The sequence below is a fragment of the Massilia endophytica genome, from assembly GCF_021165955.1.
Lineage (GTDB): Bacteria > Pseudomonadota > Gammaproteobacteria > Burkholderiales > Burkholderiaceae_D > Rugamonas > Rugamonas endophytica.
Genome location: NZ_CP088952.1, coordinates 2,572,023 through 2,595,618, shown reverse-complemented (window position 1 = coordinate 2,595,618; position 23,596 = coordinate 2,572,023). Strand labels below are relative to the sequence as shown.

Annotated in this window: 22 protein-coding genes and 1 tRNA gene; 15 read left to right on the top strand and 8 right to left on the bottom strand. The window is 65.5% G+C overall.

What is annotated here, in order from left to right:
- Positions 1 to 9 precede the first annotated feature (9 nt).
- The 10 genes from LSQ66_RS11605 (at position 10) to LSQ66_RS11560 (ending at position 11,807) form a co-directional block, all read left to right on the top strand.
- Positions 10 to 1,530 (top strand): sugar ABC transporter ATP-binding protein, encoded by a 1,521-nt coding sequence (locus LSQ66_RS11605; protein WP_231769931.1) that lies wholly within the window; start codon positions 10 to 12, stop codon positions 1,528 to 1,530.
- Positions 1,527 to 2,570: an ABC transporter permease gene (locus LSQ66_RS11600; protein WP_231769930.1), complete on the top strand. Its 1,044-nt coding sequence runs from the start codon at positions 1,527 to 1,529 to the stop codon at positions 2,568 to 2,570. Before LSQ66_RS11605 ends, LSQ66_RS11600 begins: the two co-directional genes overlap by 4 nt.
- Positions 2,567 to 3,553, top strand: coding sequence for a galactofuranose ABC transporter, permease protein YjfF (yjfF, locus tag LSQ66_RS11595; RefSeq protein WP_231769929.1), 987 nt, complete (start codon positions 2,567 to 2,569; stop codon positions 3,551 to 3,553). The genes LSQ66_RS11600 and yjfF overlap by 4 nt, the downstream gene beginning before the upstream one ends.
- A 9-nt stretch (positions 3,554 to 3,562) precedes the next feature.
- Positions 3,563 to 4,525, top strand: a complete 963-nt coding sequence (locus LSQ66_RS11590) for a glycoside hydrolase family 43 protein (protein ID WP_231769928.1) — start codon at positions 3,563 to 3,565, stop codon at positions 4,523 to 4,525.
- Positions 4,526 to 4,537: 12 nt separating this feature from the next.
- Positions 4,538 to 5,479, top strand: a complete 942-nt coding sequence (locus LSQ66_RS11585) for a LysR substrate-binding domain-containing protein (RefSeq protein ID WP_231769927.1) — start codon at positions 4,538 to 4,540, stop codon at positions 5,477 to 5,479.
- Between the two features lie 94 nt (positions 5,480 to 5,573).
- Positions 5,574 to 6,713, top strand: coding sequence for an esterase-like activity of phytase family protein (locus LSQ66_RS11580; protein ID WP_231769926.1), 1,140 nt, complete (start codon positions 5,574 to 5,576; stop codon positions 6,711 to 6,713).
- Between the two features lie 151 nt (positions 6,714 to 6,864).
- Positions 6,865 to 7,473: a glutathione S-transferase family protein gene (locus LSQ66_RS11575; protein ID WP_231769925.1), complete on the top strand. Its 609-nt coding sequence runs from the start codon at positions 6,865 to 6,867 to the stop codon at positions 7,471 to 7,473.
- A gap of 2 nt (positions 7,474 to 7,475) precedes the next feature.
- Entirely contained in the window at positions 7,476 to 8,348 is an 873-nt protein-coding gene (locus LSQ66_RS11570; protein WP_231769924.1) for a pyridoxamine 5'-phosphate oxidase family protein, read from the top strand.
- 76 nt (positions 8,349 to 8,424) lie between these two features.
- Positions 8,425 to 10,809: a penicillin acylase family protein gene (locus LSQ66_RS11565; protein ID WP_231769923.1), complete on the top strand. Its 2,385-nt coding sequence runs from the start codon at positions 8,425 to 8,427 to the stop codon at positions 10,807 to 10,809.
- Positions 10,810 to 10,877: 68 nt separating this feature from the next.
- Positions 10,878 to 11,807, top strand: coding sequence for a sensor domain-containing diguanylate cyclase (locus LSQ66_RS11560; protein ID WP_231769922.1), 930 nt, complete (start codon positions 10,878 to 10,880; stop codon positions 11,805 to 11,807).
- On the opposite strand, the gene LSQ66_RS11555 is transcribed toward LSQ66_RS11560, so the two are convergent.
- The 4 genes from LSQ66_RS11555 to LSQ66_RS11540 all read right to left on the bottom strand — a co-directional run bounded on the left by LSQ66_RS11555 (position 11,800) and on the right by LSQ66_RS11540 (position 16,606).
- Positions 11,800 to 12,984: an acyltransferase family protein gene (locus tag LSQ66_RS11555; RefSeq protein WP_231769921.1), complete on the bottom strand. Its 1,185-nt coding sequence runs from the start codon at positions 12,982 to 12,984 to the stop codon at positions 11,800 to 11,802. The genes LSQ66_RS11560 and LSQ66_RS11555 overlap by 8 nt on opposite strands.
- Positions 12,985 to 13,074: 90 nt before the next feature.
- Positions 13,075 to 13,785 (bottom strand): LytR/AlgR family response regulator transcription factor, encoded by a 711-nt coding sequence (locus LSQ66_RS11550; RefSeq protein ID WP_231769920.1) that lies wholly within the window; start codon positions 13,783 to 13,785, stop codon positions 13,075 to 13,077.
- Positions 13,773 to 14,969 (bottom strand): sensor histidine kinase, encoded by a 1,197-nt coding sequence (locus LSQ66_RS11545; protein ID WP_231769919.1) that lies wholly within the window; start codon positions 14,967 to 14,969, stop codon positions 13,773 to 13,775. The genes LSQ66_RS11550 and LSQ66_RS11545 overlap by 13 nt, the downstream gene beginning before the upstream one ends.
- Entirely contained in the window at positions 14,969 to 16,606 is a 1,638-nt protein-coding gene (locus LSQ66_RS11540) for a Na+/H+ antiporter (RefSeq protein WP_231769918.1), read from the bottom strand. The genes LSQ66_RS11545 and LSQ66_RS11540 overlap by 1 nt, the downstream gene beginning before the upstream one ends.
- Before the next feature lie 90 nt (positions 16,607 to 16,696).
- Between LSQ66_RS11540 and LSQ66_RS11535 the strand changes: the two genes are divergently transcribed.
- Positions 16,697 to 16,772, top strand: a tRNA-Gly gene (locus tag LSQ66_RS11535).
- Positions 16,773 to 16,913: 141 nt separating this feature from the next.
- On the top strand, positions 16,914 to 17,870 hold the full coding sequence (locus LSQ66_RS11530) for a chemotaxis protein (protein WP_231769917.1): 957 nt from the start codon (positions 16,914 to 16,916) through the stop codon (positions 17,868 to 17,870).
- On the opposite strand, the gene fghA is transcribed toward LSQ66_RS11530, so the two are convergent.
- Positions 17,871 to 18,716 carry an S-formylglutathione hydrolase gene (gene fghA, locus LSQ66_RS11525; protein WP_269449172.1) on the bottom strand — a complete coding sequence of 282 codons (846 nt, stop codon included), beginning with the start codon at positions 18,714 to 18,716 and terminating at the stop codon, positions 17,871 to 17,873.
- 121 nt (positions 18,717 to 18,837) lie between these two features.
- Here fghA and LSQ66_RS11520 point away from each other — a divergent pair, with 121 nt between their 5' ends.
- Together LSQ66_RS11520 and LSQ66_RS11515 are read left to right on the top strand one after the other, a co-directional pair.
- Positions 18,838 to 20,022, top strand: coding sequence for a cation:proton antiporter (locus tag LSQ66_RS11520; protein ID WP_231769916.1), 1,185 nt, complete (start codon positions 18,838 to 18,840; stop codon positions 20,020 to 20,022).
- Positions 20,022 to 21,140, top strand: a complete 1,119-nt coding sequence (locus tag LSQ66_RS11515) for a YbdK family carboxylate-amine ligase (protein WP_231769915.1) — start codon at positions 20,022 to 20,024, stop codon at positions 21,138 to 21,140. The genes LSQ66_RS11520 and LSQ66_RS11515 overlap by 1 nt, the downstream gene beginning before the upstream one ends.
- Here LSQ66_RS11515 and soxR read toward each other — a convergent pair.
- Positions 21,137 to 21,607 (bottom strand): redox-sensitive transcriptional activator SoxR, encoded by a 471-nt coding sequence (gene soxR / locus LSQ66_RS11510; protein WP_231769914.1) that lies wholly within the window; start codon positions 21,605 to 21,607, stop codon positions 21,137 to 21,139. The two genes, LSQ66_RS11515 and soxR, sit on opposite strands and share 4 nt — an antisense overlap.
- A gap of 81 nt (positions 21,608 to 21,688) precedes the next feature.
- Here soxR and LSQ66_RS11505 point away from each other — a divergent pair, with 81 nt between their 5' ends.
- Positions 21,689 to 22,120, top strand: a complete 432-nt coding sequence (locus LSQ66_RS11505) for an ester cyclase (protein ID WP_231769913.1) — start codon at positions 21,689 to 21,691, stop codon at positions 22,118 to 22,120.
- On the opposite strand, the gene LSQ66_RS11500 is transcribed toward LSQ66_RS11505, so the two are convergent.
- Both LSQ66_RS11500 and LSQ66_RS11495 read right to left on the bottom strand, forming a co-directional pair.
- Positions 22,117 to 23,073, bottom strand: a complete 957-nt coding sequence (locus LSQ66_RS11500; protein ID WP_231769912.1) for a gamma-glutamyl-gamma-aminobutyrate hydrolase family protein — start codon at positions 23,071 to 23,073, stop codon at positions 22,117 to 22,119. The genes LSQ66_RS11505 and LSQ66_RS11500 overlap by 4 nt on opposite strands.
- 65 nt (positions 23,074 to 23,138) lie before the next feature.
- Positions 23,139 to 23,585, bottom strand: a complete 447-nt coding sequence (locus LSQ66_RS11495) for a DUF3224 domain-containing protein (protein WP_231769911.1) — start codon at positions 23,583 to 23,585, stop codon at positions 23,139 to 23,141.
- Positions 23,586 to 23,596: the final 11 nt, after the last annotated feature.

Sequence of the window (23,596 nt, the reverse complement as noted above, 5' to 3'; positions counted from 1 at the left end):
GCTTCCCCGATGGCTGAATCAAACACGCCGGTGCTGGAACTGGCCGGCATTCACAAGGCCTTCCCCGGCGTGAAGGCGCTGTCCGACGCGGGCCTGCGCCTCTTCCCCGGCGAAGTGCACACGCTGATGGGCCAGAACGGCGCCGGGAAGTCCACGCTGATCAAGGTGCTGACGGGGGTGTATGCGCCGGACGCGGGCAGCATCCTGCTCGAAGGCCGGGCCGTGCAGCCTGCGTCCACGCTGGAGGCGCAGCAGCTGGGCATCAGCACCGTCTACCAGGAGGTGAATCTCTGCCCCAATCTCTCGGTGGCCGAGAATATCTTCATCGGGCGTTATCCGAAAACCTGGTTCGGGGTGGACTGGCGCGCCATGCGAGAGCAGGCATCGGCGCTGCTGAAGCAACTGGAAATCGATATCGACGTGACGGCGCCGCTGGCGCGCTATCCGCTGGCGATCCAGCAGATGGTGGCGATTTCGCGCGCCCTGAACATTTCGTCCAAAGTGCTGATCCTGGACGAACCTACCTCCAGCCTGGATGAGGCGGAGGTGCAGCTTCTGTTCCGCGTGTTGCGCAGGCTGCGCGAGCAGGGCATGGCGATCCTCTTCGTCACGCACTTCCTGGAGCAGACCTACGCCATTTCGGACCGCATCACCGTCATGCGCAATGGCGAGCGGGAAGGGGAGTATCCCGCCAGCGAACTGTCGCGGCTCGCGCTGGTGAACAAGATGATCGGCGCGCCCGCAAACGCGGCTGACGCCCCAGAGGTTCCCGCGCCGGCGCAGGCCCCCGCTCCGGATGCCCCGGTGCTGCTTTCCGCAAAAGGTCTTGGGCGCAAGGGCGCACTGACGCCTGTCGACCTGGATATCCGCCTGGGCGAAGTGCTCGGCCTCGCCGGCCTGCTGGGCTCCGGCCGCACCGAGCTTGCGCGGCTGCTGTTCGGCGCGGACAAGGCGGACAGCGGCAGCATCGCCATCGGCGGCAGCGAGGAAACCTTCGCCACGCCGCGCGACGCCATCGCCGCGGGTATCGGCTTCTGCTCCGAAGACAGGAAGCTCGAAGGCGCAATCCTTTCGCTCTCGGTACGGGAAAACCTCGTGCTGGCCTTGCAGGCGAAGGCGGGCGTGCTGCGCGCGATTCCATTCCGGCGCCAGCAGCAGCTGGCCGAGGACTACGTGAAATGGCTGGGCATCAAGACCGCCAGCATCGAAACGCCGATCGGATCGCTCTCCGGCGGCAACCAGCAGAAGGTGCTCCTCGCGCGCTGGCTGGCGACGGACCCCAGGCTGATGATACTGGACGAACCCACGCGCGGCATCGATGTCCGCGCCAAGCAGGAGATCATGGATTACGTGACGACGCTGTGCCGCAAGGGCATGTCGATATTGTTCATCTCCTCCGAGCTGCCGGAAGTGCTGCGCGTGAGCGACCGCATGGTGGTGCTGCGCGACCGCGTGCACTGCGGCGAGTATGCGCGCGGTGAACTGAATGAGGAAACCGTGCTGCAGGTGATCGCGGGAGAGGGCGCATGAACGTAAGCTCGCTGAAAGCCGCTGCGCCAAACGCTCCAGCACCGCTGGCGCTCCTGAAGCATCCGCTGGCCAAGCCCCTGCTGGCCTTGTTCGCATTGCTGCTGCTGGACCTCGTCTTCATTCCCGGCTTTTTCCGGCTGGAAGTGCGCGACGGGCACCTGTATGGCCCCCTGATCGACATCGTCAACCGCGCCGCGCCCCTGATGCTGGCGGCCCTGGGCATGACCCTGGTGATCGCCACGCGCGGCATCGATATTTCGGTGGGCGCCGTGGTCGCGCTTTCCGGCACCATGGCCTGCATGCTGGTCGGGGGAACCATGGTGGTGAACAACGGCGTGCCGGAATACGTCGCCAACACCCCCATGCCCCTGGCCCTGGCGGCAGCGATGGGCGCAGCCCTTCTGTGCGGCGCCTGGAACGGCGTGCTGGTGGCGGGGCTGAAGCTCCAGCCCATCGTGGCCACGCTGATCCTGATGGTGGCGGGCAGGGGCCTCGCCCAACTGCTGACGGACGGCCAGATCGTCACCGTCTATTACCAGCCTTTCTTCTTCCTCGGCAGCGGCTACCTGCTGGGCATTCCCTTTGCCCTCTGGGTGGTGGCGGCCGTGCTGCTGGTGGTGGGGATGCTGTTGAAGAAGACGGCGCTGGGCCTCTTCATCCAGTCGGTAGGCATCAATCCCATCGCCTCGCGCCTGGCGGGCATCCGCACTGCCACGCTGATCTTCTTCGTCTACGTGTTCTGCTCCGCCTGCGCAGGCCTGGCAGGCCTCATGATCAGCTCCAACATCAAGAGCGCGGACGCGAACAACGCAGGCCTGCTTCTGGAGCTCGACGCGATCCTCGCCGTGACGCTGGGCGGCACCTCGCTCGCCGGCGGCAAATTCAGCCTGGCTGGCAGCATGATCGGCGCCCTCATCATCCAGACGCTGACCTACACCATATACTCCCTCGGCGTGCCGCCGGAAGTGAACATGGTCGTCAAGGCAATCGTCGTGTTTGCCGTCTGCCTCTCCCAGTCCGCAGTGAAGATTCGCCGATGAACGCCATCCTGAACAGACCCGCCAGCCTCACGGCTGCGCCGTACTTCACTTCCTTGGTCACCGTGCTGCTGCTGGCAGTGCTGCTGCTGGCCGGAGGCGCGGCCTATCCAGGCTTCCTCTCCTGGCAGGTGATGCTGAACCTCCTCATCGACAATGCGCACCTGCTGGTGATCGCGGTGGGCATGAGCTTCGTCATTCTCTCCGGCGGCATCGACCTGTCCGTGGGATCGGTGCTGGCACTGGCCACGATGGTGGCGGCGTGGCTGCTGAACGTGGCGCACTGGCCGCCGCTGGCGGTGATCGCGGCCGTGCTGGCGATGGGCTTTGCCTTCGGCGCCGGAATGGGCGCGTTCATCCACTTCTTCCAGCTGCAGCCCTTCATCGTCACGCTGGCGGGCATGTTCCTGGCGCGCGGCCTGTGCTACCTGATCAGCGTTGAATCCATCACCATCGACAATCCGCTGTTCGTGACGATGTCGCAGACCCAGCTTGGTGTGCTGGGTGGCTTCATTTCGCCCGCCGCGGCCATTGCGCTGGCGGTGCTTGCAGCAGGCATTTATGTCTCGCGCCGCACGGCCTTCGGCCGCGCCATCTACGCCATCGGCGGCAACGAGCAGTCGGCCCTGATGATGGGGCTTGCCGTGGGCCGCAACAAGATCCTCGTCTACGGCTTTTCCGGCCTGTGCGCGGCGCTGGGCGGCGTGCTGTTCTCCTTCTACATGCTGTCCGGTTACGGCCAGCATGCGCAGGGCATGGAGCTCGACGCCATTGCGGCCGTCGTCATCGGCGGAACGCTGCTCACGGGCGGCTGCGGCTATGTTGCGGGCGCCCTGTCCGGCGTGCTGGTGCTGGGCACCATCCAGACCCTCATCGCCTTCGACGGCACCCTCAGCTCCTGGTGGACGAAAATCGTCATCGGCGGCCTGCTGTTCCTATTCTGCGTGGTGCAGCGCCTGCTCTCGTCCCGCTCGCAACAACAATAAGGAGACATCATGATCAAGCAGACGCTGGGCGGCCTTCTGGCTGCGGCCTGTATGCTCGCGCAGGCGGCGAATCCGCTGTTTCCCAAGCTGTATACGGCCGATCCGGCCGCGCTGGTGGATGGCGGCCGCGTCTACCTCTACGTAGGCAAGGATGATGCGCCCGCAGGCGGCAAGGACTACCTGATGCGCGAGTGGCGGGTCTACTCCTCCTGCGACATGAAGAACTGGACCGAACATGGCTCGCCCCTGAACGTGCAGACCTTCGGCTGGGCCAAGGCCGACGCCTGGGCTTCCGACATCGCCAGGCGCGATGGAAAGTACTACTTCTATGCGACAGTGGAGCACAAGGCGGTTCCTGGAAAGGCGATTGGCGTGGCGGTGTCCGACAGCCCCACGGGACCTTTCCGCGATGCGCGCGGCACGGCGCTTGTCACGAACGACATGACGAAGGAAACGGATATCTCCTGGGACGACATCGACCCCGCCGTGTTCATCGACGATAACGGCCAGGCCTATCTGTACTGGGGCAACCGCGTGCTGAAATACGCGAAACTCAAGCCGAACATGGTGGAACTGGATGGCCCGATTCACACGGTGGGCGTGGACAAGTTCGAGGAAGCCTCCTACCTGCACAAGCACAAGAGCGTCTACTACCTTTCCTGGTCGCGCGAGTTCCCCGAAGAGACAGCCTATGCGACGGGGCCGAGCGCCACCGGACCGTGGACCTACCGTGGCGTGATCATGAAGAAGAACGAAGGCGTGAAGACGATTCATCACGCCATCGTGGACTTCAACGGCAAGTCCTATATCTTCTACCACAACGCCAGGCTTCCCGGCGGCGGAGAATACCGCCGCTCCGTGGCGGTGGAAGAGCTGCGCTACCTGAGCGACGGGACCATCGCCTTCGTGCCGCAGACGGCGGATGGACCTGCGCCCAACCCCGGTCCGGGCTGCAAGGTGATTCGGCAATGATATGATCTGCCGATGGAGACACTCAATCCCAACTGGTTCCTGCGGGCCCGCCTCAAGACACGCCACCTGCTGCTGCTGATCGCGCTGGACGAACACCGGAACGTCCACCGCGCGGCCGAAGCGCTGCACATGACGCAGCCCGCCGCCTCGAAGCAGATCCGGGACCTCGAAGAGATGCTGGACGTGAAGCTCTTCGAGCGCCTGCCGCGCGGCATGGAGCCCACGCTGTACGGCGAAACGATGATACGCCACGCCCGCATGGCCCTCACCAGCCTCTCCCTAGCGCACGACGACGTGCTGGCCCTGAAGGCAGGCCTGGCGGGGCAGGTGGAGGTTGGCGTGATCATGACGCCCGCCATGTCGCTGCTGCCGCAAGCCATTGCGCGCGTCAAGCAGACCGCGCCTCTGCTGCGCATCGGCGTCCACCTCGAGCCATCGAACACGCTGCTGGACATGCTGGAGCGGGGCACGCTGGACTTCATGATCGGCCGGGTGCTGGAACGCGAGAACAGCTCCAGCCTCATTTACGAAGAACTGACGGAGGAACCCGCGTGTGCCGTTGCGCGCGTGGGCCACCCGCTGATGGACAAGGCGAGCCTGAACCTGAAGGAGATCGCGGGCTACCCGTGGATTCTGCCGCCTCAGGGCAGCATCCTCCGCCACCGCTGCGACATGATGTTCCGCCGCGCGGGGCTGGAGCCGCCCGCCAACGTGGTCGACACCACGGCGCTGCTGCTGATTACGGCCTTGCTGCAGCAGACGGACTTCCTGCACGTGATGCCGGTGGATGTGGCGCGCTACTACCAGTCGCTGAATGTGCTGTCCATTCTGCCGATCGAGCTGCCGTTCAAGATGGACGCCTTCGGCATCGTCCGCCAGCAGGACCATCTGCTGTCGCCCGGCGCCAATCTCCTGCTTTCGGCGGTGCGTGCGGCGGCGAAGGAAGTCTACTGAAGGAAAAAAGCGGCCTGCCGCCGCATCGTGCATAATGTCGAGCTGCCGCGCTCATGGAGCGGTGGCTTACCCGAACCCGACACCAATGACATCCATGAAGAGTTTCACCGCGCTGGCAGGCGCCGTCTGCCTCGCCAGCCTGCTGGCCGGCTGCGCAGCGCCCGGCGCCACAGACCCCGCGCACCGCGTCGGCAGCCTGCGTTTCATTGGCGAGCAGCGCATCCCCCTGAAGCAGCAATTCGGCGGCACCACGGTCGGCGGCCTCTCCGGCTTCGACTACGATGCGTCCACCGGCAGCTGGATCATCGCCAGCGACGACCGCTCCATCATCAACCCCTCGCGCTTCTACAAGGCGGAGCTGCGCTTCGGCGCCGCCTCCTTCGACGCCGTAACGATCACCGGTTCGGGGTTCTTCAGGCAGGAAGACGGCAGCACCTATCCGGACGCAAAAGACAATATCCATCACCAGACGGTGGCCGATATCGAAGCCGTACGCATCGATCCGCAGGACGGCACGGTATGGTACGCCAGCGAAGGGGACCGGCGCCTGATCCAGGAACCCTTCCTGCGGCAGGCGAAGCCGGATGGCAGCTTTATCCGCGAGATTCAGCTGCCTGCGATGTTCCTGGCCGGCCCGGGACAGGAGCACGGCGCGCGCACCAATCTTTCTTTCGAAGGCCTCAGCTTCGCCCCGGACGGGCGCAGCCTGTGGCTGGCGATGGAGGCGCCGCTGTACCAGGATGGCCCCGTTCCCACGCCGGAGCACGGCGGCCTGTCCCGCATCACGCAGATGGACCGCAGCGGCCGCGTTCTGGCGCAATATGTCTATCCCATCGAAGCGATTCCAGACCGGCCGGGCCTGGGCAAGGCGGCCGACAACGGCGTATCGGAAATCGTTGCAAACGGCGCGCACTCGGTGCTGGTGCTCGAACGGTCGGCAGTGCAGGCCGCGAGCGGCAAATACCGCAACTACGTCCGCCTCTACGAAATGGACGTGCGCAGCGCGACGGACGTGCAGCATATGGACTCGCTGCAGGGGGCACGCTTCACGCCCGCCGCCAAGCGCCTGGTCCTCGACTTCGACACGCTGCGCCTGCCAGTGCTGGACAACGTGGAAGGCTTCAGTTTCGGTCCCAAACTGCCGAACGGCCACGACACCCTGGTCTTCGTCTCCGACGACAACTTCAGCGCCCGCCAGGTCACCCAATTCCTCCTCTTCGAAGTTATTCCTTAAAGGGGACAGACCCCTTTAAGCAATATTTCTTAAAGGGGTCTGTCCCCTTTAAGAAATGTTTCGCTGGGCGGAATGGTGAATTGCTTTTGGCGGTGATTCTATTTTTGTGCCGGTATGGTCAAACTGTGGTTTCTGACAACAAGGAGCCACCATGAAGCTTTATTACCATCCGCTGTCCGGCCACGCTCACCGTGTGCATCTGTTCCTCGGCCTGCTCGGCCTGGCGTTCGAGCTGAAGCTGGTCGATATCACGAAGGCGGAGCACAAGTCGCCGGAGTTCCTGGCCATGAATCCTTTCGGCCAGATTCCAGTGCTGGAGGACGATGGCCGCCATATCGGCGATTCGAATGCGATCCTCGTCTATCTGGCGAAGCGCTACGGCCAGCAGTGGCTGCCGGAGGATGCAGCCGGTGCGGCGGCTGTGCAGCGCTGGTTGTCGGTGGCGGCAGGGGAGATCGCCCATGGTCCGGCCGCCGCGCGTATCGTGCAGCTTTTCGGCCGCAAGGACGATACGACGGCGATGATCGAGCGCGCCCACCGCATCCTGGGCCTGATCGAGGCGCAGCTGAAGGCGGCCAGCTGGATCACGGGCGCAGCGCCAACCATCGCCGATGTGGCGCTGTACAGCTATATCGCCCGCGCGCCGGAAGGCAACGTGGACCTGGCTCCCTATGCCGCCGTGCAGGCCTGGCTGGCGCGCGTGGAGGCGCTGCCGGGATTCGTGCCCTTCGTGCGCACCCCCGTCGGACTGGCGGCCTGACCATGGATACCGTCGCCGCCCCCTCGCCCTGGCACGAGGGCGAACGCACCCTGCAGCGCACCCTCGGCGCCGAGCAGCGCATGGACGAAATCGGCCGCAAGGTGATCCGCCGCTACATGCCCGACCAGCACCGCGACTTTTTCGCCCAGCTGCCGTTCGCGGTCATGGGGGCGGTCGATCCCCAAGGCATGCCCTGGGCGACGCTGCGCGCGGGGCAGCCCGGCTTTCTCCATTCGCCCGATCCGGAAACGCTCACGCTGGCCTTGCCCCGCGTGCCGCAGGATCCGGCGGATGCGGGAATGGAGGACGGCGACGCCATCGGCCTGCTCGGCATCGAGCTGCACACGCGCCGCCGCAACCGGGTGAACGGCACGCTGCACCGCCCGGCGCAGGGGCCGGCGCACCTGTCGGTGGCGGAATCCTTCGGCAACTGCCCGCAGTACATCACCTTGCGGCAGGTGAGCGCAGCCCCTGCCGCCGACGAAAGGCAGGAGCTTCCGGCGCTGGACGATGCAGCGCACGCCCTCATTGCCGGCGCGGCCACCTTCTTCGTGGCCACCTATTCCGACGAAGGCGAACGCCGGGTGGACGTCTCGCACCGTGGCGGCGCGCCCGGCTTCGTGCAGCTCTCCCCGGACGGCAGCGTGCTCGTGCCGGACTACGAAGGCAATCGCTTCTTCAGCACCCTGGGGAATATGCTCCTGAACGGGAAGGCGGGCCTCGTGTTCGTGGATTTCGGGCAGGGCAGCCTGCTGCAGCTGAGCGGGGAGGCGCAGGTGCTGGTGGATGGAGACCAGCGCTCATGGCGCTTCCAGCCGCGCCGCATCGTGCGCCGCGCGCAGGCCTTGCCTTTGCGCTGGAACAGTACCAGCTGAACTTACACATTTTTTGCTGCCGTCCCCTTGAATTTCTGGCAAGATTGCGCTTCAGATCACCGAAGGGGGAAAGCGGATGGGGGCTGGGCGCTGGATCAAGAGAATCGCGGTGGGCGTTGTGGCGCTCCTGCTGCTGGCCGTGCTGGCCCTGTGGTTCTTCCTGCGCGGCAGCCTGGCCCAGCTTGATGGCAAGGTGACGTCGGCGGGCCTGCACGGCCGCGTCACCGTGCAGCGCGACGACATGGGCGTGCCCACCGTTGCGGGCGGCAACAGGCTGGATGTAGCCTATGCCACGGGCTTCGTGCATGCCCAGGACCGCTTCTTCCAGATGGACCTGCTGCGCCGCGTCGCCGCAGGAGAACTGGCGGAGCTCTTCGGAGCCAAGGCCTTGCCGCTGGACCGCGCACACCGTCTTCACCGTTTCCGCGCCCGCGCCGCCCGGGCGCTGGCCGCACTCGATCCCGCCGGCCGCGAACTGCTGCAGCGTTATGCCGCAGGCGTCAACGACGGCGTCAATGCGCTGGGCACGCGTCCCTTCGAATATGCGCTGATCGGCATGGCGCCGCGCGCCTGGTCGGCGGACGATTCCCTGCTCGTCATCTGGGCCATGTACTTCGACCTTCAGGGCAGCCTGGAAGGCCGTGAGCTGGCGCGCGGCTGGCTGCGCGACCACAGCACGCCGGAGCAGCTGGCCTTCCTGCTGCCCGAGGCCTCGCGCTGGGATGCGCCGCTGGATGCGGACGGCATCACGGCCGCACCGGCGCCCTTGCCGGATTCGGCTCCCGAGTGGTGGGGCGAACCTGCTCCCCATGATCCCGATACCGTCGCAGCCAGCGCATGGGCGGGTTCCGTTGGCAGCAACAACTGGGCGATTGCGGGCAGCCGCAGCGCCACGGGCGGCGCCATCGTCGCCAACGACATGCATCTCGGGATCAAGCTCCCCAATACTTGGTACCGCATGGTGCTGCAGATACCGGAAGGCAGCGGCGGCACCCGCCGCGTGGTGGGCGTGACCCTGCCCGGCGCGCCGGTGGTGGTCGTGGGCAGCAACGGCCGCGTGGCCTGGAGCTTCACCAACAGCTACGGCGACCATCTCGACCTGATTCCGGCCAACAGCGATCCGTCCAGGCCGGGACACGTGGAGCTGAACGGCCGCTGGGAGACGCCGGTGCGGCATGCGGAAACCATTCTCGTGAAAGGCGAACCGGCGCACACCATGCAGGTGAGCGAAACCTCGCTCGGCCCGATCCGCGAGTCGCTGTCCGGCCGCTACGCCGTGCACTGGATTGCACACGAACCCGGGCTGCTGAATGTGAAGCTGACTGGCCTCGAACACGCCAACTCCGTGGACGAGGCGCTGTCGATTGCGCAGCGCTCCGGTATCCCGGCGCAGAACTTCGTGGCGGGCGACGCATCCGGCCAGATCGGCTGGACTATCGCCGGTCCCGTGCCGCAGCGCGCGCGGCCCGGCGTCGCATCCACCTTCCCGCTTAAGGACGCCGGTGATGGTTGGACCGGCGCGCTGCCCCCTGCGCAGGTGCCTGTGGTGCGCAATCCCGCCAGCGGCCAGCTCAATACGGCCAACAGCCGCCAACTGGCGGGCAGCGGAGCGGAGCTGCTCGGCGACGGCGGCTACGATATCGGCGCACGCACCCGCCAGGCGAGGGATGCCCTGCTTGCCTTGGGCGCGCGCAGCACGGAGCGCAGCGTTTATGGCGTGATGCTCGATGACCGCGCGCTCTTCATCGACGGCTGGCGCCAGCGTGCGCTGGCCGTGCTGGATGCGCAGGCGCTGGAAGGCCAGCCGCGCCGCGCGGAGGCGGCGAAGCTGCTGCGAGAGCAGTGGGGCGGCCGCGCCAGCGTGGATTCTGCCTCCTACCGCTTCGCGCGCGCCTATATGTGGTCTGTCTATGAACTCCTGTACGGCGCGGCGAACGCGGAACTGGCCAAGCTGGGCGAGGGCGCCAACGCCGCCGCCGCGAACCGGCGCTGGCAGGCCGTGGTGGAGCGTCTCCTGGATGAGCAGCCCGCCGCGTGGCTGCCAAAGCGCTACGCCAGCTGGAGGGACTTCCAACTGGCCGCCATCGACCTGACCATTGCCGACCTGGGGCCGAATGGCGCTCCCCTGGCGGCGGCCACCTGGGGCCAGCGCAACACGGCGGGCATCGCTCACCCCATCGCGAACGCCGTTCCGGCCCTGCGCAAATGGCTGAGTGCTCCGGCCGACCAGCTCCCGGGCGACTCGCACATGCCGCGCGTGTCGGGCCGCGGCTTCGGCCAGAGCGAGCGGCTCACTGTGTCGCCGGGCAAGGAAGAGCAGGGCCTGTTCGACATGCCGGGAGGGCAAAGCGGCCATCCGCTTTCGCCATTCTTCCTGGCCGGGCATGCGGAATGGGTGCGCGGCACGCCGCTGCCGCTCCTTCCGGGGGCGGCGCGCCACACCCTTGTATTTTCCAACTGATTCCTGCTGCCTTTGGGTGCATAATGGCCATCAGCGCCCGCACCCCGAAACGAACAGATGAGGCAAGCATGATCGACGATTTCGCCGCCGCGTCCCAGGCCACCATGGCCTTTTTGCGCCGCCGCCTGGGCTTTAAACTATGGATGGTGACCCGCACCGAGGGGGATGACTGGATCGTGCTGTTTGCGGACGATGCGGGCTATGGCGTGAGTCCGGGACAGGTGCTGCGCTGGTCCGACTCGCTCTGCGCGCGCATGGTGATGGACCAGGGCCCGAACATCGCGCCCGACGTCGCCAAGCTGCCCGTCTATGCCGATGCTCCACTTGTGAACAAGCTTGGTGTGCGCGCCTATGTCGGCATTCCCCTGCGCCGCACGGACGGCTCCTTGTTCGGCACCCTGTGCGGCTTCGATCCCAACCCCCAGCCGCCGGATATCCGCGAACAGCTGGAAATGGTCACCTTGCTGGGCGATCTGCTGGGCAGTCTGCTGAACACCGAGCTGAATGCGGCGGATGCGGCCCGCCGCGCCGAGCGCGCCGAACTCGATGCCACGCGCGATGCGCTCACGGGCCTGTACAACCGGCGCGGCTGGGAAATGCTGCTGCAGCGCGAGGAAGAGCGCTGCAGCCGCTATGGCCACTCGGCCTGCCTGGTTTCCATCGACCTGGACGACCTGAAGTTCACCAACGATACGCAGGGCCAGGCGGCAGGCGACGCGCTGCTGATGCGGGCCGGGAAGGCCCTGCAGGCAGTCACCCGCGCCTGCGATGTGGTGGCACGCCTGGGCGGCGACGAATTCGGCATGCTGATGGTGGAGTGCGACTACTTCGACGCCCAGACCCTGCTGATGCGGGTGCAGGAAACCCTGGCGGCCTACGATGTGCGGGCATCGCTCGGCATGGCCCTGCGCAAGGCGGGCTACGATCTGGACGAGGCCTTCGCCATGGCCGATGCCGAGATGTACCGCGCCAAGCGCAGCCGCAAGGTGCTCAACTAGCCGCGCGCAGCGGGGCGGCGGCCAGCTGCGGGCGCTGCGCCTCCCGTCCCAGCCCGAAGAAGGGCCGGAGCACGGGAATCCGGCGCACGATTTCGAAGATGCCGAAGCTGGCGCAGAAGGTCAGCACGATCAGCACCAGTCCCTCCGTCACCGGCGGCAGGCCCGCCGGTTTCATGTTGTGGGCGAAGACCACGATCAGGGTCTGGTGCAGGATATACACCGGGAACACCGCCTCGGTGAGGTAGCGGCGCTTGGCGCTGTCGAAGTTCAGGTGGCGGTGGCCGAAACCGCACACCGCAAGAATCGCGCACCACTGGCAGCTGGTGTACACGCAGCGGAAGAAGGGCGTCCAGCCGGACGATACGTTCGGCATCGCATCGACGACCACAATGGAAGCCCAGCAGGCTAGCGCAATCCCGAGCGCGGCGAAACGCTTCTCTTCCGCCTCCTGCCAGAATTCCCGCTGGGTCGCCAGCAGCACGCCCGCCAGGAAGATGGGCAGATAGGTCGCGTGGTTGAACCAGTCGTCCACCAGGCCTCCCGCGTTCGGGAAGCGGCTGCGCAGGGCGATGCGGACCAGCGCAAGGAAGAGCGCGGGCAGCACGATCATTTTCCAGCCGCGCAGCTGGCGCGCCAGCCAGTTCGAAGCCGCCTTGATGCGTTCCGCGCCGGCGACAACTGCGATCAGGCCGAGCACCATCGTGTACACCCACAGGTAGGCCACGAACCACAGGTGATTCCAGGTTGGCAGGTCGAGGCAGCCGTCCTTGTCGCAGAATCCGTGGTAGGCCTTCACGTAGAGGCCCATGAAATCGAGATAGCTGCCCGTATAGCCGACCTGCTCGACCACCTCGTAGTAAGGCTGCGGCGGCACGATCACGAGCATGCCGAAGAGCAGGGGCAGCAGCAGGCGCTTGCTGCGTTCGCGCAGGAAGCGGCCAGTCGCCAGCTTCTGCATCAGGAAGGCGGAAGCCACGCCCGCCACGAGGAAGAGAAGGCTCAGGCGCCACGGCGAGGAAAGCATCATCAGAGGCTCGATGGCGTGGCTGGCGAAGGGACTCTTCACGTGCCAGTCCCAGGTAACGTAGTACATGCCGGTGTGGTAGAGAATCAGGACGAAGAATGCGCAGATGCGTATCCAGTCCAGGAAGTAAAGGCGCTGGTTCGGCTGGTTCATGGTGTTCCCCTCTTGTTATGGATGCGGCCAGACTAGCGCCGGGCGCGCGCGGGAACCAGCGTTTTGGGGCGAACCGGGGCGCCGCTGGGGTCAGCCGGAAAGGGCTGCCATGAGAGCGGGGCGGTACTGGCGGCTGAGCGGCGCGCTGGCGCCGCCCCGGAGCAGCACCTGGCCGTCGCCCTTGCTGTCCGCCTCCACGCGTTCCACCCAGCTGCGCTGCACCGCCGCGCGGCGGTGGGTGCGGATGAAGGCGGGGCCAAGGGAGTCGAGCAGGGCGGCCAGGGTCTGGCGCAGCAGGGGGGATCCCTGGGGCGTGTGGAGCACCACGTAGTTGTCCGCCGTTTCCAGCCACTGGATGTCTTCGGCGCGCACGATGCGCGTGGCGCCGCGTTCGCTCACCAGCAGCTGGCGCACGGGCAAGCCGGTCTGCGGCGCGGGCTTGCGGTCCGCGAACCGGGCGTGGAGCCTTTGCAGGGCGCGCTGCAGGCGCGCTTCGTCGTAGGGCTTGAGCAGGTAATCGACGGCGTTGGCGTCGAAGGCCTTGATCGCATACTCGTCGTAGGCAGTGGCGAAGACGATCAGCGGCGCGGGATCGGGCAGGGAAGCGGCGACTTCGAGGCCGCTGACTTCGGGCATCTGGATGTCGAGGAAGATGGCGTCCGGCCGGAAGGCGGCCGCGCGTTCCAGGGCTTCGACGCCGTCGCGCGCTTCTTCCAATTCCGTGATTCCTGGCTGCTGGGCGAGCAGGCGGCGCAGCTTGTCGCGGGCCGGACGCTCGTCGTCGACGATCAGGATGCGCATGGGAGCCTCATTGCCGCGCGCACGCCTGCGGGGGCGAGCTGCGTGAGTTCGAGCGTGGCGGCGTCGCCGTAGAGCGCTGCCAGACGCTCGCGCAGGTTGCGCAAGCCAATGCCATGGGAAGCAGGAGTCAGACCCCGAACGGGGGACTCGCCGCCCGCGTCTGACCCCGGTAACTCAGTCGACAACCGACCACGGTCAGCGGGTCCGAGCGACTGTGTTCGGTGGCCGATTCCTGCACCGGGGTCAGACCCCGTTCGGGGTCTGACCCCTGCAAGCAGGCCCGTATTGTCTTCGACTTCGAGCGCCAGGACCCCGGCTTCGCGGCGGGCCGCCACCTTGATCCTCACCGGCCCCCGCCGCTGCTCCACCGTATGCTTGAACACATTCTCCATCAAGGGCTGAAGGCTCATCACCGGCACCGTGCACACCTCCGCGCCGGATTCGATATCCCAATCCACCGCCACCCGGTCCGCAAAGCGTTCGCACATCAGGGCTGTATAGCCGCGCAGCAGGCGCAGTTCGGTGGACAGAGCCACCTGCTGCTGGCCGCTCACATCCAGCGTTGCGCGCAGCACATCGGCCAGCTGGATCAGCGTGGCGTCGGCCCGCGCCACGTCCGTGTGCATCAGAGACGATATGGTGTTGAGGGCATTGAACAGGAAATGAGGCTGCATCTGCTGCGTGAGCTGCTGCAGCTGGGCGCTGCGCAGCAGGCCCGCCGACTGCTCCGCGCGCAGCTTCTCGTCCTGCATGCGCTGGTAGGACAGCACCCCGAAGGTGATGACAATGAAAATGGCGACGAAGATCGTCATCTTTACATCCTCATAGAGGTACACGTTCAGCCAGCCTGCGTGCGGGTACACCTCGCCTGCCATGGCATACACGGCGTGGCGGATGCCGAAAGCCGCAGGAACGAAGAACACCCAGTACAGGGGCAGCCAGCGCAGCTGGACGAGGAACCATTTCGCGGGCTGCGCCACCAGCGCATCGTAGCGCCGCGTCCAGCGCCGCTGCGCGAGCATGAACAGGCTCGCCACCACGGCCGAGGAAGTCTCCCAGAGTATTGGATGCCAGAGCGGCCCGTCGTCGTCGCGCAGGAATTCCTGCACGGCGGTGGTCGTCATCAGCACCCAGAACAGGAACCAGGCGGTATAGATCACGCGGCGGATACGGTCGGCGCGCATCAGCGGTTCCTCGCTTCGATCAGGTCGATTTCGCGCACCAGCTTGCGCGAAGTGGCGTCCGAGATATCGTCGTTGCGCGCCAGCTGGAAGATGGTCTTGCGTTCGGCCTGCAGCGCCGCCATGCGCAGGGAGCGTTCCGCCTGGTCCAGCTTGCGGAACTTCCTGATTTCGTCGTCGTCGCCCCCGCCTGCCATGTTCAGGCGATGCTGGTAGAGGGCGATCACGCGCGATGCCGCCTGCGGATACACTTCGGGATCGGGAGCCTCCGGCATCAGCTCCAGCTGCGCGCGCTCGATGGCGGCAATGGCAGCCGTGGCAGCCTTGCACCGCGCCAGGTCCTCCTCTTTTTGCTCAATGGGCTCCTCAGGAAAGTGCATGCCGCCCAGGATGCGGGGCAGGCCGATGCTGGCGGCGAGCAGCGAGACAAGAATGACCATGCTGGCCAGGAAAATGGTCAGGTCGCGCGCCGGGAAAGGTTCCCCGTTCGGCAGCGCGAGCGGCAGCGTCATCACGCCTGCCAGGGTAATGGCGCCGCGTACGCCCGCCAGCGAAGAGGCCAGCAGCAGCCGCCAGTGAGGGCGCTCCGCATGCTCGCCGCGTTTGCCTTTCTTGTACAGGGTAATGCGCAGCGTGGCCCAGACCCAGATGAAGCGCAGCAGCATCAGGCCCGCGCTGATGGAGAGCGCATACAGCACCAGCCACCACGGGTTCAGGTGGCCGCTCTGCTCCAGGGACAAGCTCGCGCCGCGCAGGATGTCCGGCAGCTGTTCGCCGAGCAGCACAAACATCACGCCGTTCAGCGCAAACTGCACCGTATCCCAGACGGCGGAGCGCTGGATGCGCGTGGCGGCCAGCGCATAGCCGCTCAACTCGACGTAGCTCATGGTGATGCCCGCTGCCACGGCAGCCAGGATGCCGGAAGCGTGCAGGCGCTCCGCTACGAGGTAGGCGCCGAAGGGCATGAGCAGGTTGACCAGGATGGGCGAACCGGCGGGCTCGCCGAAACGCCGCCACAGCCAGCGCTGGGCCCAGGTGATCAGGAGCGTGATGGCGATGCCGGCCGCAATGCCGCCCGCGGCCAGCCACAGGAAGGTGAGCGAAGCCTTAGCCAGGGAAAAGGCGCCCGTCATGGCCGCCGCCACGGCGAAGCGGAAGCACACCAGGCCGGAAGCGTCGTTCAGCAGCGACTCGCCCTCCAGGATGTGCATCAGGCGTTTCGGAATGGGAGCGCGCGAAGCGATGGAGGACACGGCCACCGGATCGGTCGGCGACACGATGGCAGCCAGTGCAAAGGCCACCGGCAGCGGCATGGCGGGAATGAGCCAATGGATAAGGAAGCCCGCTCCCACCACCGTGAAGATCACCAGGCCCAGGGCCAGTTCAAGGATGACGACCCGGTCCCGCAGCAGGCCGCTCTTGGGAATGCGCCAGCCGTCCAGGAACAGGAGCGGCGGCAGGAAGAGAAGGAAGAAGATCTCGGGATCGAGCTGCACGCCGTGGCCGGAGTAGGCCGCGATCAGCGCGCCAAGGCCGATCTGCACCAGGGGCAGGGGCAGCGACACGGGTAGCATGCGCACCAGGTAGGCGCTGACCACCACTGCCAGCAGCATGGCCAGCACAATCTCGATCGAATCCATGGTTCCCTTTTTATTTTGACAGGGCCATTATAGGGGAGGGCCGAGGGGCTGGCGGAACTGCAATCTTTCTGTCATAATCATGCCTCTTCTGCGGGAGTAGCTCAGTTGGTAGAGCGCAACCTTGCCAAGGTTGAGGTCGAGAGTTCGAGACTCTTCTCCCGCTCCAGAATTCTTCGAAAGGACGCCCTGTGCGTCCTTTTTTGTTGGGTCCAGCCCACGCCTGCGCAATAGCTTATTAGCCACAATCGGGGTTCCTTGTAACAAACTCTGTATACTGGAGTCATAAGCAAACCTACAGGGATGAACGATGAAAACGGTCCAACAGGAAGTCGACGAACGCAGCAACCTGACCAACTCGAACAAGTTCGAGCTGCTGCTGTTCCGCCTTGGCGGCGATGAAAACGGCGACCACTCCGAACTCTATGGCATCAATGTCTTCAAGATCCGCGAGATCGTGGCGATGCCGGAAGTGACTGCCGTTGCGGGCTCGCAGCCCCACATGCTGGGAGTGGTTAACCTGCGCGGCCAGATTATTACGGTGCTGGACCTGCCATCCATCGTCGGCGTGAAGCCGAAGACGGGCCTGAACATCATGCTCGTGACCGAATTCGCGCGCACCACCCAGGCCTTCGCCGTGGAGTCCGTGGACGAAATCGTGCGCCTGGACTGGAGCCAGGTGCTGAGTGCCGAAGGCAGCAATGCAGGCGGCATGGTGACCAGCATCGCGCGCCTGGACGGCGACATCAGCAGCACGCGCCTGGCCCAGGTGCTGGACGTGGAAACCATCCTGCGCCGCATGGTGCCGAATGAAGGCAAGGACGTGGACCCCGACACCATCGGCCCGCAGCTCGCCCTTAAACCAGGCTCCATGATCGTGGCGGCGGACGACTCGGTGGTGGCGCGCAACCTGATCGAACAGGGCCTCACCGCCATGGGCGCGCACTACGTGATGACCAAGTCCGGCAAGGAAGCCTGGGACAAGCTGCAGGCTATTGCCGAAGGCTGCAAGGCCGAAGGCATTGCGGTGTCCGAGCGCGTGGCACTGGTGCTGACCGACCTGGAAATGCCGGAGATGGACGGCTTCACGCTGACCCGCCTGGTCAAGCAGGACGCCCGCTTCAACAACATCCCCGTGGTGATCCACTCTTCGCTGTCCGGCAAGACCAACGAGGACCATGTGCGCGGCGTGGGCGCGGACGCCTATGTGGCCAAGTTCGTGGCGGAAGACCTCGCGGATACCATCCGCAAGGTCCTGCACAAATAATCAGGACTTCAGCTGCGCCGCGTGGAAGCGGATATGGTCTTCCATGAAGGTGCTGATGAAGTAGTAGCCATGGTCGTAGCCGGGGTGGCGCCGCAGCGTAAGCGGCTGCCCCGCCTGGCGGCAGGCCTCCTCGAACGCTTCGGGGTGCAGCTGCTCCACCAGGAATTTGTCGGCCAGGCCCTGGTCGATGAGAATGCCGGCCGGGTAGGGCGCCTCCTTCTGCCGCGCCATCAGGGCGCTGGCATCGTGCGCAGCCCAATGCGCGCGGTCTTCTCCCAGATATCCGGTGAAAGCCTTCCGGCCCCACGGGCAGTGTGAAGGCGATGCAATTGGCGCAAAGGCGGAAACGGAGCGGAACCAGTCGCGGTGGCGCAGGGCCATCGTGAGCGCGCCGTGGCCGCCCATCGAGTGGCCGAAGATACCAATACGTTCGCCATCCACCGGCAGTTCGCGCAGCACCAGCCCGCGCAGCTCCTCCAGCCAGCTCTCCATGCGGTAGTGCTTCGACCACGGCTCCTGCGTGGCATCCAGGTAGAAGCCCGCGCCCACGCCGAAGTCCCAGGAATCCGTTTCGCCGGGCACGTTCGCACCGCGCGGGCTCGTGTCCGGAGCAATCAGCACAAGCCCTTCATCGGCGGCATAACGCTGCGCGCCCGCCTTGATCATGAAGGTCTCCTCGGTGCAGGTCAGGCCCGCCAGATAGAACAGGGCGGGCAGCCGCGCGCTCTGCGCGTGCGCCGGAATGAAGACGGAAAAGCGCATCGGCAGGCCGATGGCCTGCGAATCGTGCTTGTAGAAGCGCTGCGTGCCGCCGAAGCAGGCGTGTTCGCTGAGCAGTTCCAGCATGGCGTATCCTCATGTGACTTATCGATGGCGAGCATTGTAAGGCCTGGCTGTACAGCTGTGCGACGCCGATAATGATATTGCTGTAAGGTTACACCCGCTTCAAAAAAACAGGAGGTACTTCATGCCAGATATCCTGGTGATTTCGGCGGAGCTGGCGTGGCCGCTCGCTATCCTGCTGGCCTGGCTCGCCGGCGAATTCGTTCATCGCTGGTCAGGCCTTCCGCGCATCAGCGTGTATGGACTGGTTGGCTTCCTGCTTGCGCAGGGCTTCCCCCAGCTCTTCGCCACGGACAGCTCCAGCCCCGTGACGCTGCTGGCCAATCTCGCCTTCGGCCTGATCCTGTTTGAATTCGGCTACCGCATCAACCTGCACTGGCTGCGCATCAACCCGTGGATACTGGTATCCGGGCTGGTGGAATCCATCGCCACATTCGGCGCCGTGTACTTCATCTCGAACATGTCGGGCATGCCGGTCCTCACATCGCTGCTGCTGGCCTCCCTGGCCATGTCCACTTCGCCCGCCGGTGTACTGCGCGTGATCAACGAGGGACGCAGCTCGGGGCAGGTGACCGAACGTGTGCTGCACCTGGTGGCCATCAACAGCGTGCTGGCCGTTTTCGTGTTCAAGGTGATCGTCGGCTTCTGGGTGTTCCAGACCTCGGGCAGCCTGCCGCAGGCGGTGTCGCACAGCTTCATCGAACTGATTGCGTCGGCCCTGCTGGGCGTCGTGGCGGGCGCGCTGCTGCCGGCCATCCTGCGCCACCTGGGCAACCTCGCGCGCGATGGGACGATCGCCTTTGCGTTGGTGGTGGTGCTGCTGGTGGCGATCACGCACGCGGCAGACCTGTCTCCTGTGCTGGCTACGCTGACCTTCGGCCTTACGGCCCGGCACAACCGCGTTACCTTCTCCCGCACGCAGCGCAATTTCGGCGCCATCGGCGAAGTGCTCACGGTGCTGCTGTTCGTGTTTGCCGTGTCCACGCTGGACTGGGACCGCGTCGTTACCGGCGCCTGGCTCGGCATGATCCTGCTGATGGCGCGTTTCGCCGTGAAGACGCTGGCCGTGGGCGCGTTCTCGCATGTGAGCGGAACGCCGTGGCGAAAGGGCTTCGCCAGCGGCGTGGCCCTGTCGCCCATGTCCGTGTTCGTGATCCTGCTGCTGGAGCAGACCAAGAACATGGGCATTGTGCTGGTCGATGAACTGGCGGCGCTGGCCGCCATGACGCTCTTCATGGAGGTGCTCGGCCCCATCATCACCCAGCGCGCCCTGACATGGGCTCGCGAGATTCACAAGGAGGAAAGCTGATGGCACTGGAAGAATTCAAGGCATCCCAGCCGCTCACCATGGGCGTGGAACTGGAGCTCCAGCTGGTCAGCTTCTCGGATTACGACCTCACCGCATCGAGCCCGGACCTGCTGCACCTGCTGGGACGCAAGCCATTCCCCGGCAATGTGACGCCGGAAATCACCGAGAGCATGATCGAGATTAACACCGACGTGCACACGAAGCATTCGGAGCTGCTGGCGCAGCTGCAACTGATCCGCGATACGCTGGTGACCGCGGGCGAAAAGCTCAATGTTGGTATCGCGGGCGGCGGCACCCACCCCTTCCAGAAATGGGTGGAGCGGCGCATCTTCGCCAAGCCGCGCTTCAAGGAGGTATCCGCGCTCTATGGCTATCTGGCCAAGCAGTTCACCATTTTCGGCCAGCACGTGCACATCGGCTGTGCGAGCGGCGACGATGCGCTGTACCTGCTGCACTCGCTGAGCCGCTATGTGCCGCATTTCATCGCGCTCTCGGCCTCGTCGCCTTTCGTGCAGGGCGGCGATACGCTGTTCAACTCCGCGCGCCTGAATTCCGTGTTCGCCTTCCCCATGAGCGGCCGGGCGCCTTTCCTTCTCAGCTGGGACGAGTTCGAGCACAGCTTCTTCTCGAAGATGGAGCACACGGGCGTCATCAAGAGCATGAAGGACTTCTACTGGGATATCCGCCCCAAGCCGGAGTACGGCACCATCGAACTGCGCGTCTGCGACACGCCGCTGACCGTGGAGCGTGCGGCGGCCCTGGCCTGCTATCTGCAAGCGCTGTGCGCCTATCTGCTGGAGCGGCGAGAGGCGGCGCCGGAGGAGGATGACTACCTCGTCTACAACTACAACCGCTTCCAGGCCTGCCGCTTCGGGCTGGACGGAACGGTGGTGCACCCCAAGACCTACGAGAGTCTCTCCCTGCGCGAGGACATCCTCACCACCCTGCGCCGCATGGACCCGTACGCGGAGAAGCTGGGCGGCACGGCGGCGCTGAACCACCTGATGCAGGTGACCCACGTGGGCAGCGATGCCCAGTACCTGCGCGACCAGTTTGCCGCAACGGGCAGCGTGGAGGGCGTGGTCGATGCCGCCGTGCGGCGATTCAGGGGAGCCTAAGGGCGGCGCTGGTTCAGCAAGCGCTGCGGACCGCTGCCTTGCTCCGATAGTTCGTCCAATGGATTGCGCAGGCGGCAAGCCTCGATCGACAGGCACCCGCAGCCAATGCAATCGTCCAGCTGGTTGCGCAGCTGCGTGAGCTGCGCAATACGCTCGTCCAGCTCACCGCGCCAGAGGCTAGATAGCCGTGCCCAGTCGGCCACGGTCGGCGTGCGCCCTTCCGGCAGCGTGGCGAGAGCGGCGCTGATCGACGCCAGCGAAATCCCGATCCGCTGGGCGACCTTGATGACCGCCACCCGGCGCAGAACATCGCGCCCGTATCGGCGCTGCTGGCCCGTGCTGCGCACGCTGCGAATGAGGCCCTTCGATTCGTAAAAGTGCAGGGCCGACACGGCGACGCCGCTGCGGCGCGCCACCTCGCCCACCGTCAGCTGCCGTCCAATATCCGCAGGATCCAGTTTCGCCATTCATTTTTCCTCTTGACCTCAAGTTAAGTTGAGGTTTTACACTCCTCTCCGATGAATTGCAACCACACGGAGGAAACCGGCATGACGACCGCTGAACACAACAAGAAACTCGTTCGCGCACTGTACGAGGACTGCATCAACACGGGGAACCTGGATCAGCTGGAAGTGCTGATCGCGCCGGACTTTACGGGGGCGCGTGGCGAACGGGGGCCGAGAGAATTCCGCGCGACGATCGAAGCGGTGCTGACCGGATTCCCCGGTGTGCGCTTCGAGATCCACGACCTGTTTGGCGAAGGCGACAGGGTGGCGGTTCGCTGGACCTTCCGTGCGGTCCACGGCGGCCGCTTCGTCGGCCTGTCGCCCAGCCACGCTGAAGTAGCGCAGGAGGGCAACGTGATCTACCAGGTGCGCGACGGGCGGATCGTGCGTGCCTGGCTGCAGGCGGATCGCCTGGGCGTGCTGCAACAGATAGGCGCCGTGCCCCGTTCCTTCGCCGAGAGCAAACCGGTCTAGAACCGCGTTTCGCGCGCCACGCGCAGGAAGTTGTCGAGGACTCCGGTGCAATCCAGAAGTTCCTCGCCGCCTGCGCGGTGGAATTCGGGATGCCATTGCAGGCCCACCACAAAGGGCGCCTTGCGGTAGCGGATGGCTTCCACCATCTGGTCCGGATAGGACAGCGCCTCGGCCGACATGTCGCGCCCCAGTGTCTTCACGGCCTGGTGGTGGATGGAGTTGACCAGCCCGCGCTTGGCGCCCTTCAGCATGCGACTCAGGGATGAGCCTTCCGGCAGCACGATCTCGTGGCGGTGGCGGTCGTAGTCGGCATGCACGTGCGCCATCGCCTCCGGCACATCGGTGGCGATGTCCTGGTACAGCGTACCGCCGAAGGCCACGTTGATCAGCTGGCACCCGCGGCAGATGCCGAGAATGGGTTTGCCTGCTTCCACGAATTCGTGCAGCAGCTCCAGTTCGTACATGTCGCGCGCGCGGTCGCCGCTCCATTCGGGCCGCGTGGGCACTTCGGAATAACTCTGCGGCGACACGTCCGCGCCGCCTTGCAGCACCAGGCCGTCCAGGTGGCGGGCGTAGTCGCGCAGGCGGATATTGGAAGGGTGGAGCAGGCCATCCGTGTTCACGGTGGGGATCATGAACACCAGCACATCGCGCGACATCACCCACTGCGCAATGGACTCTTCCAGATATTGCAGGTTCTTGCTGCGCAGCCCCGTCGCTCCCGGCTCGGGATGGAAGATGCGCGCCGAGATGCCGATGCGCAGGGGACGCTGCATGATATGGCGGGTGGCCGCCGCCGCAATGCGCTGGTAGCGCGCCTTGATGATCCGGCCCCACAGGCTGAATACCGTGTCGCCGGGATCGAGATAGCGCGGCACGTCCTCCCTGCGGCGATGCTGCGCGCGGTCGCTGTCGCGCCGGTCGTGCTGGCGCTGGTCTTGCTCGCCGCTCATGTGTTCTCCTGTTGCGGGGTCATGATGACAGTTTGCCATGACTCCCCGCAGCCGGGGCGCGCGGATCAGGGCAGGGTGTAGCTCAGCGTATAGAAATGCTTGCCGCCCGTACGGATGATGGTTGCCGTGCCGCGGATGCCCGCCAGCTGGCCGGTGCCGGAATCGGGCACGATGTGGATGCTCAGCTCTTCGCGGCCGGTATCCATGATTCCGGAATGCTGCATCACGAAGCTGCCTTCACGGCCATCCAGTGTTCCGTGGAAGCGTTCGAGGGCCACGTAGCCCGCCTTGCCTTTGGACGGTGAACCCGCCGTCAGCATCTCCCCGTCGCTCTCGCCGGACAGGCCGCCGCTGAAGCGCTTGTCGAACAGCATGCGGCCGCGCGAATCGCCGTCGCGCTGCTCGGCCTTCACGGGTTTCAAGGTGATATCGAAGGAGCCCTTGGCTTCCAGGGCTGCCGCGCTGCCAATGCAGAACGCTGCCAGTCCCACCGATGCAATGATTTGTTTCATGTCTGCTCTCC